Origin of the sequence: Paenibacillus sp. GYB006 (genome assembly GCF_036577645.1) — a bacterium.
Classification (GTDB): domain Bacteria; phylum Bacillota; class Bacilli; order Paenibacillales; family Paenibacillaceae; genus Paenibacillus.
Map to the genome: position 1 here is coordinate 66,013 of NZ_JARBDA010000004.1, position 16,897 is coordinate 82,909.

Below are 16,897 nucleotides of genomic sequence, written 5' to 3' on the forward strand. Positions count from 1 at the left end.
AAGATATTTACAATATACTTTAAGAGGTGCTACAATTCAACACAATAATAGTTTGGAGAAAGTATGGTGGTAATCGTGTCATTATCAATGGAAATTGAACTTACGAAGACAAAAAAACAGAAGCCGGCTGCAAATGAGCTTGGTTTCGGTAAGTATTATACAGACCATATGTTCATGATGGACTATGATAATCCGGAAGAAGGCTGGCATAACCCGCGGATCATCCCTTATCAACCGATCTCTCTAGATCCTGCGGCCAAAGTGTTTCACTATGGACAAACCGTATTTGAAGGAATGAAGGCATATCGTACTTCTGATGAAAGAATCCTATTATTCCGTCCGCATAAAAACTTTAAACGCCTGAATTTGTCGAATGATCGTATTGATATTCCGCAAATTGATGAAGAATTCGCCCTGGAAGCATTGAAGCAATTAATTCAAATTGATCAGGATTGGATTCCTACCGAAAAAGGAACATCTTTATATATCCGTCCATTTATCATTGCAACGGAAGCTTCGCTTGGAGCATCCACTTCAACGTCGTACCAATTTATTATCATTCTATCTCCTGTTGGTTCCTATTACCCTGAAGGAATTAAGCCAGTTAGAATCTATGTTGAATCTGAATATGTTCGTGCTGTAAAAGGCGGAACAGGTATGGCGAAAACGGCGGGTAATTATGCTTCCGGATTAAAAGCTCATTCCGGAGTTGCTGGCAACGGTTTTGCTCAGGTACTATGGTTAGATGGTATTGAGCGGAAGTATATTGAAGAAGTAGGCAGCATGAACGTTTTCTTCAAGATTGACGGGAAGGTAGTGACACCTGCTTTAACGGGAAGTATTTTGGATGGGGTTACTCGGAACTCTATTCTTCAGTTACTAAAACACTGGAATATTCCGACAGAAGAGCGCTTGATTTCTATCGATGAGTTGTATGAAGCGTACACTAACGGTACTTTGGAAGAATCCTTCGGTACAGGAACAGCAGCGGTGATCTCTCCAATTGGTGAACTGCAATGGCAAGATAAGAAGATGGTCATTAACGAGGGAAATACCGGTGAATTATCAGCTAGATTATATGATACACTTACGGGTATCCAGAATGGTGAGCAAGAGGATGTACTTGATTGGATGGTTGAAGTCAAATAATTCGTAAGCTTTTCAAAATAACTTGTAATCTAAATAAAAGAACCTTCATCTGCAGATGAAGGTTCTTTTTTATTTCGTATATTATAACAACTCACGACGAAGATCTGCTCCTGATTTAGGAGACAAGTAAGACAGTGGAATATCAAGAACAGTTTTAGCTCCATTTTGTCCTTCACTGCTGAGGCGATATGCAGCTCTTGCATAAGCGACAAGTACGCTTGCAGTAAACTCTGGATTGCTCTCGAGTTTCAGACTGAATTCCATGATTTGTTTTGTACCTTTGCCTGTTACACCGCTGCGAATAACAAACCCACCGTGAGGCATGCCTTGATGTTCAGCTTTCAACTCTTCTTCCGTAATGAAATGAACATTCGTGTTGTAATCAGCGAAATAGTTCGGCATAGTTACGATTGCTTCTTTAATCGCTTCAAGATCTGCGCCTTCTTCAGGGACAATAAAACATTCACGAAGATGTTTATCTCTTGTCGTAAGTTCTGGTGTTTCACCAGAACGAATGCTCTCAATGACTTCTTCAACAGGAACTGTGTATTGCACACCTGCTTTTACACCCGGAACACGGCGAACAGCATCGGAATGCCCTTGGCTTACGCCTTTACCCCAGAAAGTAAAATCTTTACCTTCAGGAAGGATAGATTCAGCGAGCAAACGATTTAGTGAGAATAAACCAGGATCCCATCCTGTAGAGATGACACTAAGGTTATTTCCTTTCACTGCTGCTTCGTTCACTTTGTCATAGAACTCAGGAATTTTCGCATGAGTATCATAGCTGTCCACTGTGTTGAACATACTTGCAATAGCAGGGGTTTGTTCAGGAAGATCGGTTGCGGAACCTCCGCACAAGATCATCACATCGATTTTACCTTTATACTGTTCTACTGTAGAAATATGTTCGAATTTCGCACTGCCATTAGCAGATGTTAATTGATCCGGCTGGCGACGAGTGAAGATGGCTACAAGCTCCATGTCTGGGTTTTGCTTGATGGCAAGTTCCACACCACGGCCCAAATTTCCGTATCCTACGATACCTATTTGAATAGTTTTACTCAAGAAAAAGTCCTCCTCTAGTTGAAAATAGCAAATGCATATTTATAAGTATAAAGATCAGATATCAAATGTAAACTAAAACTTCGAATCCTAATTAGATCTTCACGCAATATAACGAGAAATATAACATTTAGTGTAAACTTATGTACGATTAATGCAAACCTATGTTGGATTATACAAAGACTTTGAACTTGATAAGTATATCCGTTTTAAAGACATTCGACTTAGTACCCGTTTGAATTTAGTCAATCCCGGTTACTAGAAAAAGAGGAGTTAATAGATATCCAACACACTTAATGTAACACACATACAAGATAATGGAGGGATCAACGATGTCTGAACAAGATCAATACAAAGTGCAGGACCCAACTACTCAGTATCCGAAAGCAACGAGTGAGTGGAAACAAAAACAACCTGAACCTGGATTACAGAAGGAAATGACCCCCGTGCCGGATGCTGGGGAGACTAGTTATCGCGGAAGCGGACGTTTAGCTGGGCGTAAAGCAGTCGTAACCGGAGCAGACAGCGGGATTGGACGTGCTGCAGCCATTGCTTTTGCTCTTGAGGGTGCGGATGTTGTATTGTCATACTTACCTGAAGAAGAAGCTGATGCCAAAGAGGTGGTTCAGCGGATCGAAGAAGCAGGAAGAAAAGCGATTGCGATCCCTGGTGATTTGAAAGATGAGAAGTACTGCGAGCAGTTAATAGAAGATGCAGTCAAAGAACTTGGCGGTATTGATATACTTGCGAATGTTGCCGGTAAACAGCAATTTGTAGAAGACATCGCAGATCTTACAACCGAACAGTTTGATGCGACTTTTAAAACGAATGTATATTCCACGTTCTGGTTGTGTAAAGCGGCGATTAAACACATGAAACCGGGAAGTTCGATTATCAATACGTCTTCTATTCAGGCCTATACCCCAGCACCGATCTTACTAGATTATGCGACAACGAAAGCGGCCATTAATACGTTCAGTAAAGCTCTTGCACAGCAAGTCGCTAGCAAAGGAATTCGGGTGAACGTGGTGGCTCCAGGTCCGGTATGGACACCGCTTCAAGTGGTAGGAGGACAGCCTACAGAGAAATTAGCAGAGTTCGGTGCGGATGTACCGATGGGTCGTCCTGGTCAACCTGCTGAAATGGCACCAGCCTATGTATTCTTGGCAAGTCATGAATCAAGTTATGTGACAGGTGAAACACTCAATGCAAATGGCGGCGTTCCTTCCCCTTGATTTGATTTATATAAATGATATATAAAAAGGAGCTAGTTTCCAAAGTGGAAATTAGCTCCTTTTTAGTCGTTCTAAGGTCGCTTTCTTGTTCTTTTATGTATCTATTATGATGAATTTCTCGAATTCTGCGCTAGAGAAAAATGAGACTAATATCGCGATATAAGCAAACGAAATTCGTAATCGAATGGCAACCAATATGGATATATTTTTATCGTTGCAATTTCCCTATAGTTGATGTCAATATGTATTATATAATGTAAAAAAATTCAATTAAATGAAATTTTTAAAAAAATAAAAGGTGGTAAGGAGGATAATAATGTTATCGAAAAACGAACACGTTGTCGCAGGGACAGGTCCTTTGGGTCTAGCATTAATCAATGAATTATTAAAGCAAGGCAAGTCAGTAAAAGCTGTAAATCGAAGCGGGAAAGCGATAGTGCCTAAAGGTGTACCATGCATCAAAAGTGATATGACAGATTTGGAAAATACCCGAAATATCCTGAAAAATGCATCGGTTATTTATAATGCCACGGGTCTTCCATATCGGGAGTGGCCGACGGTATTGCCTGTCATCATGAATAATTTAATACAAGCATCTGCTGAGAATGATGTAAAGTTAGTATACGCTGATAATCTATACGCATACGGTCCTCAGAAAGAGCCCTTTCACGAGAACATGGCTTACCAGCCTGTTGGGGAAAAAACGAGGGTGCGCGCTCAGCTGGCTACCACTTTAATGGATGCTGTAAAGCAGGGAAAACTTAGAGCAACCATTGGAAGAGGATCTGATTTCTATGGTCCATATGCTTTAAACGCTATGCTGGGTCAGAGAGTTTTTCTACATTTGTTAGAAGGAAAGCCAGTTGAACTGATCGGCAACCCTGACACCTTACATTCCCACATCTTTATTAAAGATTTTGCGAGAGGTTTAACCATTCTAGGTGATGAGGATAGAGCTGTTGGTGAAGTATGGCACATTCCTCATGCAGCACCAATGACCACTCGGCAGTTAGTTGAACAAATATCATCTCGTTTATCTAAGGTGCCGAAATATCGAATTGCAAATAAGTTTATTGTCAATGTAACAGGCTTATTTAATCCGTTCATGAAAAATTTTAAAGAGTTAATGTATCAACAAGATCAGAATTTTATTGTCGATTCCAGCAAATTTAGTAATCATTTTGCTTTTGATACGACCTCACATGAACAGGCGATCAAAGAGACAAGTGATTGGTACATAAATCAACAAAAATAATGATAAGGAGGACAACGATTAATATGGAAAATGAAATCGCAGCGGTTTTTGATCACGTAAACAGGGAAGAGATTGTGAGCCGTTATGGTATAAAAACAGAAGACTTACATTATATTGGCGGTTTTCAAAACTTCATTTATGAATACCAGGTTGATAACAAAGAGTACATAATGAGATTCACCCCAAGTGCGCATCGTACCCTTAGTGAAGTGCAAGCAGAGCTAGAGTGGATTCTTTACTTGGCTGATCATGGAATATCTGTATCTGCACCAGTACCCTCCATTCACGGAAGGAGGACTGAAACTGCAGAATTAGAAGAGATGTATTTTACAGCAGCAGTCTTTGACAAAGCAAAGGGAAAGAAAATAGATTACCCCGACTGCCTTAAGGATCATGAACTGTACGAGAGATTAGGGAGATTAACGGGTAGAATGCATGCGTTATCGAAATCGTATAAACCTGCAGATGCTAAGATCAGAAGACATGAGTGGACTGAAAATTATTACTTGAAAAATATCGATATCTTGCCAGATTCTCATACTGGGGTAAGAGAACGTTATTTAGAATTGGTACATTCGATTCAGAAGCTGCCAATCAGTGAAGATGCTTACGGATTGATTCATGGGGATATTATTAATGCAAATTATTTAGTCAGAGAACAAGGCGAGATAACATTGTTTGATTTTGATGAAGCCCAGTATAGTTGGTTTGTGGAAGACATCGCTATACAGCTGTATTATCTTGTATATGTATATGGCGGGGAGGAAGGAAAGAACCTCAGAGAGTATCAAGCGAGTAGATTTATGGAACCTTTTCTAAAGGGATACCGCGAAGAGAATCAGCTTGAAGAGCAATGGTTAAAACAAATGCCTTTGTTCTTAAGGCTCAGAGAACTTATTGTATACATTGGAGCCTTTCGCAATTTTGAGGGCGATGAAACCTTCAGTCATTCGGATAACCAGTGGTTTAAAGATTGGATTAGAGAAAGCAAGATCCGTTTAGAAACAGGAGAACCAATTGTGAACATATGGGGGAATTGATATGACTACGAAGTACATGGGTGCAGCGGCTGTTATTTTGAATTCTAAAGGTCATATTTTGTTAGTAAAACACAGCTATGGCAAGAATAATTGGGATCTTCCTGGAGGGAAGTCCGAAGAGAAGGAGTCAGCAGAGGAAACAGTGATAAGAGAAGTGCAAGAAGAAGTTGGACTTACGGTACAAATGGAGCAGTTAACCGGTGTTTATTATGATCCTAACTTTGACATGCATCATTTTGTATTTATCGCAGATCATTCTTCTGATCAAAAACCTGAGCCATCTTCGCCCGAAATTCTAGAATGCGGATATTACGATATTACGGACTTGCCGAAACCCATTAGTGATTTTACCTACAGACGTATCCAGGATGCAATCCGAACCGAACGCAAACAATTATTCCATACCATCGGACCGAGACAGTGGATTGAATAATTCTTCGTCTAACAACAGTATAATAAATATAGATGGCCGCCTTATTACAGGCGGTTTTCTTATGGGGATTTTTGATAAACGAAGATTTATCACATTTCCGTAACCTAAACGCCCTTATTCCGTATTAATGCTATGAACATGTCTTAATGGCAGGACTGGGTATGATGTAGATCTGTTGATGTTTATGGAGAAATCTCTTACAAAGCATACGTAGACATGATGAACAATAAAGAAGTTGAGGTAATCCATTAGATGAATAAAGAAATGACAGTTCGTGCGGATCATTGGTATCAGGAAGCAGAACGAAAAGCAGCAGCGTATTATGAAACACTTTATAATCAGTTTATAGATAAAACGTATGTATCTTTATTAACAGAAGACATTTTGTTATGGAAAAAAGATCATGTTCATGAAAATTCCATTATTCAATTTCTAAAGCGCAGAAAGAAAACTCCAAATTCGAATGACTATTATCAGTACATGAAATGGCTGCATTATACGGGTAAATTAGATGATTATTTAGATCGCAGCGTCTCCTATATTTATATGAGGGATCTTGGTAAAGCGCTCGATGATCCGCATACGCAGATTCGTATTCAGCGTCTGATTACAGATATTAAAAAGTATCTGCTTACTCCTGGAACAGCGAGTGATCGTGAAGAGCCTGATTTCATTAACTTCGCTTCATTTTATAGATGGGCACAGAAAGAAAGAGTAGAGAATGCAACCATTTGGGTGATGAACAAACTGAAGCGTGTCTCTGCTCATATCCCTAAAGAGATGGACGCTGAACAAGCACAGCGTAAACTTATGAAGATCATTATCGGGGTTGTTCTTCACGTGATGGAAGAGATGGATGATGAGGTATCGCCTGAAGAACGAGCTGAGAGTTTAGATGCAGCCATTCGTTTGGGTTATTCTTATGGACTCACTTATCCATTTATAGACGACCTTTTAGATTCGGATGTACTGAGTAACGAGGAGAAAGAGCAATATTCGGAGATGATACGAATCTCGCTTCTTACCGGATCTGTTCCTGATCTGGAAGAATGGACTGGAACAAACTTGGAAATGATTCAGTATGTTCATTCTGAGCTTCGAGAAGCTTTTGAATTCATTAGGGATTATCAGCGAGCAGATACACAGGCTACATTCTTAGAACAATCGTATGTGTTTTTTCAATCTCAAGATCAAGATCGTATCAAGGATCTATCCAATGGGAGTTATACGAACGAAGAAATCTATCTACCGATCATTATCAAATCATCATCGTCGCGTCTTATCGTTAGATCCGTTATTAGTGAACCTATGGATGAAGGATTTGAAAATCGAACCTTTGCTTATGGAATCTACAATCAGTTGGCAGATGATTTTGCAGATATGTTTGATGATCTGCGGGATGGAGCAGTCACGCCTTATACTTATTACTTAACATACCGACACCAGCGGCCGGATTTAATTAATCCTTTTGAGCTGTACTGGGCCGTTATCTCCAATCTAATTCGTAATGTATACCATTCGGATGCGAAGACTCGTGAAGTGATCCTCGATCGTGCTATTAATGGATTAAAACGCTGCAAAAAACGTGTAGGTTCGAGCAAATACAATGAGATTATGGATATTTTCACATCTAGCATACCTGAATTTAACCGGCTAATTCAGCAGATGGTTGGAAAAGCAGAAGATGTGGATTTCTTTGATAAACTGCTTCGTGATCAGCTGCTGACCGTGATGAAAAAAGAGCGTCTTGAAAAGGAAGAATTCTTAAACACGATAAACACAGCGCAAACCGAGATTAACCGCCTGCTGAAAATATCGAAACCGGTTCAGGCTTCATCGCTGAAAGAACCGCTTACGGATGCTGCCAACTATAGTCTTGCAGGCGGCGGCAAACGAATCCGTCCCGTCATGGCTTGGGTTATGGCAGTGAAGGAATATGGCTTACATTCTTCCGCCATTGCACCGTTGCTGCGTTCCCTGGAATATATGCATACGGCATCCCTGATCTTCGATGATCTGCCCACACAGGATAATGCGGCAACCCGCAGAGGACACGCTACTTTACATGAAGTGTATAATAGTGCAACTGCAGAATTAACAGGGCTATTTCTGATTCAAAAGGCAACGCAGGAGCAATCTTCACTAGATGCATTTGACCCAAAATCTGTCCTGGCTTTGATGCAATATTCTTCACAAAAAGCAGGAGAGATGTGCATGGGTCAGGCGATGGATCTAGAGTCCAAAGGAAAAGAGCTCACGCTAGATGAACTGAATACCATTTGCTTTTACAAAACGGGAATTGCATTTGAAGCTTCCCTGATCATGCCGGCCATTCTTGCTAACGTGGAAGAAAAGGAAATCGCAACTTTGAAGAAATTTGCTTATCATGCGGGTATTGCTTTTCAGATTAAGGATGATCTGCTTGATCTGCAAGGAGATTTGAAATTGCTTGGGAAACCTACGGGGAAAGATGTTCAGAATAATAACTCAACATTCGTAACTGTACTTGGAGCGGACGGTGCAGCACAAGCCATGTGGGAACACTATTGTTATGCTGTAGATGCTCTAAAAGCGATGCCTCGGAATAGTGTTTTTCTAAAGCATATATTGGACTATATCATCCATCGAGATCATTAGCATGCTCGTAAAACTTATCAGATGAACAAAAGTGTTGGCATTCATGTCAGCACTTTTTCTCTTTGCATAATTCATACAAAACATAATTTGTTTTAATAATCACTCCCAAGTGGTAATGATATAGAAATAACCACACAATGAAGAATCATGAAGGAAGCTTACATAAATTAAACAACGAGAGGTATGAGACTATGGCGCTTGGCGTATTATTTATTATGTTTGTTATTGTATCAATACTGAGTCTCGTTAGTATCGCACTAATGTTTATAGTAAAAGATAGAAAGGTAAATAATATTGCTTTTTCTATTACAGTAATTCTTGGTTTAGTGATCGGATTTATGAATGTTACCGCACTCCCAAGCAATGAAACTACAGAGAAAATCACTGTAGGTGCTGTTGGAGCAATGGCCTTTGTTGCAGTTATTTGTAAAGTAATGGGAAAGAACGTCCTTGCTAGGATTTTGGCTGCTATTTCCGTTATATTAGGAATCTTGCTGCTCTTCTGGTAAAACGATAGCATCCACGCTTTTCTTGTTGAAGTAACAAGAAGCGCGGGTGTTTTTTTTGTTGTCACATCAAAGCCTGTTTAAGCAAATACCAATGCGTGGTGGAATTTCAAGTGAATGAATTCTGGGATAGGTTAATAAAAATGAAAACATTTACAATTATGATAACATCTATATAATCAAAACTAAGAAGCTAATGTAAAAAAGACGGAGGAAGGTGGGATTGTATGGCTATGTATATCATTGTGATTGTCGTAGCATTAATTGGAGGAGTGGGTACCGTACTTGTAGGTTTATCGAAAGAGAATGCAAAGCAAAACCACGAATATGAAAGCAAAGCTAAAGAAAATATAGGTAAAATTGTATTGTTTTATCTAGTTGCGATTATTGCTTTTATTATTTTGTGGGTGCTGTTAATGGATTAGCAAACCGACATTGTATGGATTTTATAAAATGACATATAGTTGTCAAGATTATAGCGCCATTTAGTGCTCTTTTTACTTTACAATAAATGAATTGGCAGATGAAAGGAGCAATCACATGGAATTCATTACGATGATGGCTGTAGTTATACTGTTATGTTGTTGGTGGGCGTTAGCTTTGTTCTTCAGACTTGCAAAAGATGACCATTAATAAATCAACACTCATGAACGTAATAACAACAAAATATTGGGTTTAACAAATACATAAGGAGCCGCGGATAACGCGGTTTTTTGTTTGGAATAAAATGCAGCCTTTGTCCGGTCATACGAACAAAGGCTGTATATTATTATATAAATCGTATGGATGGCGTTTCTTAGATGTAAATCTAACCTTTTTAATTAATTTTGGCGCAGTGGTTTCAGTGCTCCGCTCCAAGCGATTACCTGATCAAGCATACCGTTCACATTGACAAGATGCAGGTCTGCCGGTTTAAATACTGCTCCATTCTCAAAATCAGTGAAGAGGGAAAGGGCTGGGTGTACACGAACATCTGCCACAGATAACTCTCCCAAAATTCCACGTAAATGCTCAGCAGCACGAGCGCCACCAACCGAACCATAACTTACGATACCAGCAGCTTTATTGTTCCAAGCTTCGCGTGCATAATCGAGCGCATTCTTTAATGAAGCGGAGATACTGTGGTTGTATTCTTGAACGATAAAGACAAACCCATCTAAACTTGCAAGTTTCGTATTCCAAGCAGTTGCTTGTTCTGTAGCATCTTCTTCTCCGAGTAGTGGAAGTTTGTAATCAGCTATATCGATAATTTCATAATTAGCATCCCCGCGCTGATCAGCAATACTTTTCACCCATTCTCCAACTTGTGGACTTAAACGACCTTGACGAGTGCTTCCTAAAATAATTCCGATGTTTAGTTTTGACATTGTGATTTCCTCCTAATGGTTAATCATTTTTTTTGTTTGTTGTATGTAACTCTTTATGTATTTATTATAACTCCGTTTAATTACTAATGTCAAGATAATATATAAAAGTAAGTTTATATATTTATGAATGGAAATATTAACTCGATCTGGACATTTTTTTGGGGAGCTTGTTTGATGAAATGTTCATTATCACATGAAGATTAATTGTATTTACTATATAAACCTTATATGTATGTTTATTACGTTGACGTAATACGTTATTTTCGTTTATAGTACGATAGTACTTCAATGCACAAAAGCAAAAAAGCTTAAAAGTAAAAAAGTGAACTTGACTTACGTATTATAAATATTGAAAACGAGAAGATATGAAATCATATCCGAACATGTATAAGGAGCTTTCATCATGGACAGACAGCTTAGTTTTTCAAAAAGTTTGACGCTTATTATTTTTATTCTAGCATTATTATTTGTATCCATATTTCTATTAAAAGCAGAGCCGCATATCCCGCTTCTCTTCACCACAGTAGGTACAGCTGTATTGCTGCGTATATTCGGAGTTTCTTGGAAAAAACTTGAGTCCGCAATAATTCAAGGGATTCAAACGGCGATTATGCCCATTCTCATTCTCTCACTCATTGGTATTCTGATTGCCGTGTGGATGATGAGCGGCACCGTGCCGACTATTTTATACTATGGTATGGATTATATTAAACCTCATTATTTTGCAGTGAGCGCATTATATATCACAATTATGGTCTCGATGTTTACCGGCAGTTCTTTTACTACGGTGAGCACGGTAGGTGTCGCTCTGATGGGAATTGCTTTAACAACTGGTATTGCACCAACCATTGCTGCAGGAGCCGTTATTTGCGGCGCGTGTTTTGGAGATAAAATGTCACCGCTCTCGGATACGACGAATTTTGCTCCAGCAGTGGCGGGAATTTCTATTTTTACTCACATTCGTAATATGATGTTTACCACACTGCCGGCACTGATTCTTACAACTATATTTTTCCTATTTCTGCCAATGCCGAGCACGATTGATTTATCGTCTATTCAAGCAATCAAGTTAGCATTACAAGATGGATTTCATATTCATTGGTTAACCCTTTTGTCCCCGATTGCCGTTATTGTATGCTCAGTCAAGCGGGTGCCGATTCTTCCAACACTTGTTGTTGGGATCGTCAGCGGATTACTCATTACTGCACTTATTCAACAGCAGGCGTCTGTTAGTTTTTGGTTCAGCGTGATGCAGAGTGGTTACACCAGCTCGATTACGAATGAGACGGTAGCTTCTATCGTAAATAGGGGTGGACTTCAGTCGATGATGGGATCTGTATCCCTCATCTTAATCGCTTTATCGCTCGGTGGATTATTGCAGTATTGTGGTGTAATTGAAGCTTTTTTCCGTAAGTTGATTCAGCCGCTGAAGCGTAAGAGCAATATCGTTCTTATGACGGGTGCCTCATCCATCGCCGTAAACGGAATGACAGGAGAACAGTATTTATCTATTCTCTTACCAGGTCAGATGTTCAAGGATGAATATACACGCAGGGGAATTCCTACCAGAACCTTGTCGCGAACACTTGAGGATTGTGGGACGCTTGTTAACCCACTGATTCCTTGGGGGGTAAGCGGGGCCTTTTTCGCAGCAACCTTAGGGGTTCCTGTTATCGAATATATTCCATATGCAACATTTTTATGGTTAAGTCCGATAATTACGTTTGCTTATGTTCTGATTCCCAAGTTGCAGAAACAATCGTTAGAATAGTAAAAGTAAAAATAAATGTGTACAAACTAAATACTACCTAAGGGAAGTCGCGTAGATCGCGGCTTTTTTTCGTATAACTGGTGGGAAAGAATGAGTTTAAATCAAATAGTATTTTGTAAAATATTACATAAAAATAAAGGATATAGTATAATTCGGTATGCTCGTTAATCCGATGAAATACTTTTGCGAAGCGTTGAGATAAGTAGATTAGTTAGAGGTATCTATTCAAATACATAAAATCTTGGAGGTTATCATGAGAGAAATAGATTACACGGATTACTTTTGGCAGGATGAAAAGGTGAGGCTGCGTGCAATACAGGAAGAAGACTGGGAGAGTTGTTATATCAGTGATTTCGACACGCCTGCTCGTATTTTACTTGAATGTGCTGTGGAGTTACCGCCTACCATTTTGGGGGCAAAAAAATTCGTAGCAGATAATGCAAACTTTACATCCACAAATGGACGAATTATGTTCACTATTGAAAACCTGGATGGCGATAGCATTGGCGGTATTAATCTAAACAGCATCAACGAGAGAAATGGAACATTTAGTATCGGTATTGTAATAGATAAAGAGTATAGAGGTAAGGGTTACGGAACAAGTGCCATGAAAATTCTTTTGAAATATGCATTCCTAGAACGAAGACTTAATAAATTTAATGATTATGTTCTTGAAGGTAATGTCGGTTCGGCGCAGATGATGAGGAAACTCGGTTGTATTCAAGAAGGGGTCCGCCGTCAGGTGGTATATGTAAATGGTAAATACTTGGACTTTATTATGTTCGGGTTAACGAAAGATGAATTTATTGAAAAACTAAAGGAAGATGGAGCATGAATAACAGGAGGGAGAAATCTCAGGTGTATTTTCCAGTTTCTTATTCAACCTTATCTCATAAGGCACTACGAGAATTTATAGGAATGACTTATGGTCTGAATGATATAACTGAGTTCCGTTATTTGCTTCGCGGGATGAATGATACCTATCATATTAAAACAACAAAAAATAACTATGTGTTTAGAGTTTACAGGGCGGTTCGAAGATCTGAGTATTCCGAAGTTGCTTTTGAAATTGAATTGTTAACCTACTTAGATGGGAAAGAGATCCCGGTATCTCTACCCATAGCTGATCAGAGCGGGAATTTCATTCAAACGCTGAACGCTCCAGAGGGCAACAGATTCGGCGTGCTCTTTTCATTTGCAGAAGGGACCGAAAGGTCTATTGATGATGAAGAAATAAGTCATCTTTTTGGTAAAGCAGTAGCTGATATTCATATGAAAACAGATGGTTTTCAGTCTGAATTTACAAGACAGCCATTAGACTTGGAGTATCTTATCCACCAATCACTCGTCTCGATCGAACCCTATATGACTCATCGAAGTGTGGATTTTGAATGGCTTAGAACGTTTGCAAAACAATTAGAAGAAAGACTACTTGAATTCCCACTAGAAGAGTTGGACTGGGGAATCTGTCATGGTGATCTTCATGGAAATACAAATATTAGCTTCAAAGAAGATATGTCATACACTCATTATGATTTCGATCTATGTGGATTTGGATGGAGAGCATACGATATTGCGGAATTTCGACTAGCCAGGGAAGTACGACTTCGTCATGATCCGGACAAATTAGAGCGACTATGGAATGCATTTATTGAGGGCTATGAATCGGTAAGAAGACTCAGCAAAAAGGATTTGCAGGCAGTACCGATCTTTGTGGGAATAAGGCAGCTATGGTTAATGGGGTTATGTCTAGGAGATTCTCATATTCATGGGAGTATTGATTTTGACGATGATTTTATTAGCGATAAACTAGACTTTTTTATAAACTTGCAAGTTTAAAATAAAGTTGAATGCGATTACATCAAATGCAATTAAAGGAGCAGCAATATTCATTTTACTTAAGGAGTGAAAAACTTGATGGAATCAAATATTCATCTTCGATGGGCAACCGCAAAAGATGCACTAGACCTTGTTAAACTTAATAACGAATTTAATGGAGTGGGAATTACAGAAGAAGAAGTTATTGAAAACTTATCTTATTCTAATGAGCTTGTTGCATTAGCTTTAATGAATAATGTACCCGTAGGATTCGCTTGCGCGCAATTTTACAAATCTATATGTTATCCAAATCCTCATGCTGAAATTACAGAAATGTTCATTAAAGAAGATGTACGAAGAAAAGGGATAGCGACATCATTGTTGGCTTTTATTGAGGCAGAACTTAAATTACGAGGTGTTTCTTCAGTGAAATTATTAACAGGTAAAAAGAATGAAGCTGCTATACAAACATATGAAAGATCAAGTTATATAAAGCAAAAGGAACAGGTTCTACAGAAGAAATTATGAGACGTTGTTCTCTAGAGAACACTTTCGAATTAAGATGTGAAAATACGAATAGACGGAGGAGTTAATCTTATGAAGATTAGATCTGTTTCACTAGGGATCATTAGAAAAGAAGAAAACATTTTAGTTGAAGTCATTAATTATCCTGGGATCAGCACAACTTTCTACCGACCAATTGGTGGAACCATTGAGTTTGGCGAAAATAGTAAACAAACATTAATAAGAGAAATTAGGGAAGAACTGAATCATGAAATTGAAGAAGCGCAATTAATCTCTGTCATAGAGAACATTTTTGGTGTTTTGGATGATATAGGACATGAAATAGATTTTATTTATGAAGTGAATTTGAAAGATAAGACCTTTTATGATCTTGATGAAATCGACGGAATCGAAGGGGATATTCATTATAAAGCTCAATGGAAACCACTAGATTTTTTCGAATCGGATTCTGACGTAAAGTTGGTTCCAGATGGACTGCTAGATTTACTCTCACAACGAGATAACAACAATGTAAGTGTAATTAAGCATGTGAAAACGAACTAAAGACTTGAGAGTAGCGAAAGATTTGGCGCGGAACAAGCTGTATATTTTTTGCAAAAGCTTGAAAGTAATTCAAAGTAATTCAAAGGACGTGGAAACGTATGATTAGGTTAGTAAAGCCTAATTTAAAGTTGAAGGAAGAATACTTATCTTTTTATGAAGAATGGAAGCGATCTGGTGAGGATATGGTTCCATGGGTCATAAGCAAAGATCCAAGTGACTTTCCAAAAATGCTGAAATCACTGTCAGATAATGAGGAAGGTGTTGGTCTACCAGAAGGTATCGTATCAGATTCAACTTTTTGGTTGGTTGACAAAAGTAATAGAGTATTAGGGGCGGTAAATATTAGGCATCAATTAACACAACATTTGTACAATACAGGAGGGCATATTGGTTATGGTATTCGCCCGTCTGAAAGATTAAAAGGTTATGCAACCAAACTATTAGAACTATCCTTAAGTGAAGCTAAGAAAATCGGAATTAAAGAGGTATTAGTTGTCTGTGATGCTGATAATGTGGGATCGGAAAGAACCATTATTAAGAACGGTGGGAGAGCCGATGCAGATTACATAGAAGACGACGGGAATATAATTAAACGATATTGGATTGAAATTGTCTAACTCGAATAAGCCATAGACATCTGATAAGAGCGATTTCTTAAAATACTTAAGAGATGGGGAGGGACAACACAAGATGAAGCAATATAGATTAGAACAAGCAGATAAAAATAAGTTTGCAGTTCATCAAGTAATCTATTCTAACTCCGATATTGAGATGTGGTATGACTGGAATACTCGCTTACATGACACAAAATTTACAGACCAAAGTTTTTGGATCATGTGCGGCGAGGATAGAATTGGAGGGGTGATAAAGATGAACGATACGGCAATGTATCCGTTTATGATCCCGCCTTTTTCTGATCGACAACAACTGTGGAATATATTATTAACATGTTGCCATGATCTAAGGCATATCAACGGAGTTCTGCAAGACGATGTAAATATACTGCACTCATATGGCTTTAAAGTAAATGTAATTAGGCAGGTCATGTGCTGTCCGACAGGTTCGCTTAAGGAGCCGGTACCTCCAAGTGGATTATCCTTGTACTTATTAGATGATTCTTTTGATACAACAAGAATTAAGAATGTAATAAAAGAAGGATACAGCGGTGGAATAGACTACGAGATCTTTGGTGCTCGAAGTGACGAGAAGATCATAGAGGATATTTCGTATCTTATGCAAGTTTATAAACATAGGAATCTTTCCGTATATGTCGTAGATGAACAAAACCAAGAAATTGTCGGACTTTGTATCTCTGGTATCAGTGAAAAAATGCCCTTAGGTTTTGCAGAAATCGGGGAGTTGTGTGTAGTCCCTCAGTATAGGCATAAAGGAATTGCCGAGTTCATGCTTAACTACATAAAACAATCAGCTAGTGCGTATACGGAAGTAATAAAATTATGTGTTACTGTGGGAAATAATGCAGAATTACTATATAAGAAAACAGGATTCCAAGCAGGACCACGATTTACAAGGATGACCAAAAGAAATTAAAT

The 16,897-nt window shown here is 38.7% G+C and carries 17 protein-coding genes; 15 read left to right on the forward strand and 2 right to left on the reverse strand.

What is annotated here, in order from left to right:
• Positions 1 to 72 precede the first annotated feature (72 nt).
• Positions 73 to 1,149 (forward strand): branched-chain amino acid aminotransferase, encoded by a 1,077-nt coding sequence (locus tag PV403_RS11355; protein ID WP_332084989.1) that lies wholly within the window; start codon positions 73 to 75, stop codon positions 1,147 to 1,149.
• A gap of 81 nt (positions 1,150 to 1,230) precedes the next feature.
• Here the strand turns inward: PV403_RS11355 and PV403_RS11360 are convergent, their stop codons facing one another.
• Positions 1,231 to 2,217: a diaminopimelate dehydrogenase gene (locus PV403_RS11360; protein WP_332084652.1), complete on the reverse strand. Its 987-nt coding sequence runs from the start codon at positions 2,215 to 2,217 to the stop codon at positions 1,231 to 1,233.
• Between the two features lie 329 nt (positions 2,218 to 2,546).
• On the opposite strand from PV403_RS11360, the gene PV403_RS11365 reads away from it, so the two are divergent.
• The 7 genes from PV403_RS11365 to PV403_RS11395 all read left to right on the forward strand — a co-directional run bounded on the left by PV403_RS11365 (position 2,547) and on the right by PV403_RS11395 (position 9,745).
• A complete protein-coding gene (locus PV403_RS11365) occupies positions 2,547 to 3,449 on the forward strand; it encodes an SDR family oxidoreductase (protein WP_332084653.1) in 903 nt (300 codons plus the stop codon).
• Between the two features lie 316 nt (positions 3,450 to 3,765).
• Positions 3,766 to 4,704 carry an NAD-dependent epimerase/dehydratase family protein gene (locus PV403_RS11370; protein ID WP_332084654.1) on the forward strand — a complete coding sequence of 313 codons (939 nt, stop codon included), beginning with the start codon at positions 3,766 to 3,768 and terminating at the stop codon, positions 4,702 to 4,704.
• Positions 4,705 to 4,727: 23 nt separating this feature from the next.
• A complete protein-coding gene (locus PV403_RS11375; RefSeq protein ID WP_332084655.1) occupies positions 4,728 to 5,744 on the forward strand; it encodes a phosphotransferase enzyme family protein in 1,017 nt (338 codons plus the stop codon).
• Position 5,745: 1 nt separating this feature from the next.
• Complete coding sequence (locus PV403_RS11380; RefSeq protein ID WP_332084656.1) at positions 5,746 to 6,177, forward strand: NUDIX domain-containing protein; 432 nt, start codon at positions 5,746 to 5,748, stop codon at positions 6,175 to 6,177.
• A 252-nt stretch (positions 6,178 to 6,429) separates the two neighbouring features.
• Entirely contained in the window at positions 6,430 to 8,814 is a 2,385-nt protein-coding gene (locus PV403_RS11385) for a polyprenyl synthetase family protein (RefSeq protein WP_332084657.1), read from the forward strand.
• Between the two features lie 191 nt (positions 8,815 to 9,005).
• Positions 9,006 to 9,323 carry a hypothetical protein gene (locus PV403_RS11390; RefSeq protein ID WP_332084658.1) on the forward strand — a complete coding sequence of 106 codons (318 nt, stop codon included), beginning with the start codon at positions 9,006 to 9,008 and terminating at the stop codon, positions 9,321 to 9,323.
• Between the two features lie 224 nt (positions 9,324 to 9,547).
• Positions 9,548 to 9,745, forward strand: a complete 198-nt coding sequence (locus PV403_RS11395; protein ID WP_160035332.1) for a hypothetical protein — start codon at positions 9,548 to 9,550, stop codon at positions 9,743 to 9,745.
• Between the two features lie 396 nt (positions 9,746 to 10,141).
• Here the strand turns inward: PV403_RS11395 and PV403_RS11400 are convergent, their stop codons facing one another.
• Positions 10,142 to 10,687 (reverse strand): NADPH-dependent FMN reductase, encoded by a 546-nt coding sequence (locus PV403_RS11400; RefSeq protein ID WP_332084659.1) that lies wholly within the window; start codon positions 10,685 to 10,687, stop codon positions 10,142 to 10,144.
• Between the two features lie 403 nt (positions 10,688 to 11,090).
• On the opposite strand from PV403_RS11400, the gene nhaC reads away from it, so the two are divergent.
• From nhaC to PV403_RS11435, 7 genes are all read left to right on the forward strand, one after another.
• On the forward strand, positions 11,091 to 12,458 hold the full coding sequence (gene nhaC / locus PV403_RS11405) for a Na+/H+ antiporter NhaC (RefSeq protein WP_332084660.1): 1,368 nt from the start codon (positions 11,091 to 11,093) through the stop codon (positions 12,456 to 12,458).
• A gap of 253 nt (positions 12,459 to 12,711) precedes the next feature.
• A complete protein-coding gene (locus PV403_RS11410) occupies positions 12,712 to 13,293 on the forward strand; it encodes a GNAT family N-acetyltransferase (RefSeq protein WP_332084661.1) in 582 nt (193 codons plus the stop codon).
• Positions 13,290 to 14,297: a phosphotransferase gene (locus PV403_RS11415; protein ID WP_332084662.1), complete on the forward strand. Its 1,008-nt coding sequence runs from the start codon at positions 13,290 to 13,292 to the stop codon at positions 14,295 to 14,297. The genes PV403_RS11410 and PV403_RS11415 overlap by 4 nt, the downstream gene beginning before the upstream one ends.
• Before the next feature lie 78 nt (positions 14,298 to 14,375).
• On the forward strand, positions 14,376 to 14,804 hold the full coding sequence (locus tag PV403_RS11420) for a GNAT family N-acetyltransferase (protein ID WP_332084663.1): 429 nt from the start codon (positions 14,376 to 14,378) through the stop codon (positions 14,802 to 14,804).
• Positions 14,805 to 14,873: 69 nt separating this feature from the next.
• Positions 14,874 to 15,344, forward strand: a complete 471-nt coding sequence (locus tag PV403_RS11425; RefSeq protein WP_213533583.1) for an NUDIX hydrolase — start codon at positions 14,874 to 14,876, stop codon at positions 15,342 to 15,344.
• A gap of 98 nt (positions 15,345 to 15,442) precedes the next feature.
• The gene (locus PV403_RS11430; RefSeq protein ID WP_332084664.1) at positions 15,443 to 15,961 is read left to right on the forward strand and encodes a GNAT family N-acetyltransferase; all 519 of its coding nucleotides are present in this window, start codon (positions 15,443 to 15,445) and stop codon (positions 15,959 to 15,961) included.
• Between the two features lie 73 nt (positions 15,962 to 16,034).
• Entirely contained in the window at positions 16,035 to 16,895 is an 861-nt protein-coding gene (locus tag PV403_RS11435) for a GNAT family N-acetyltransferase (RefSeq protein ID WP_332084665.1), read from the forward strand.
• The last annotated feature ends 2 nt before the right edge of the window (positions 16,896 to 16,897 follow it).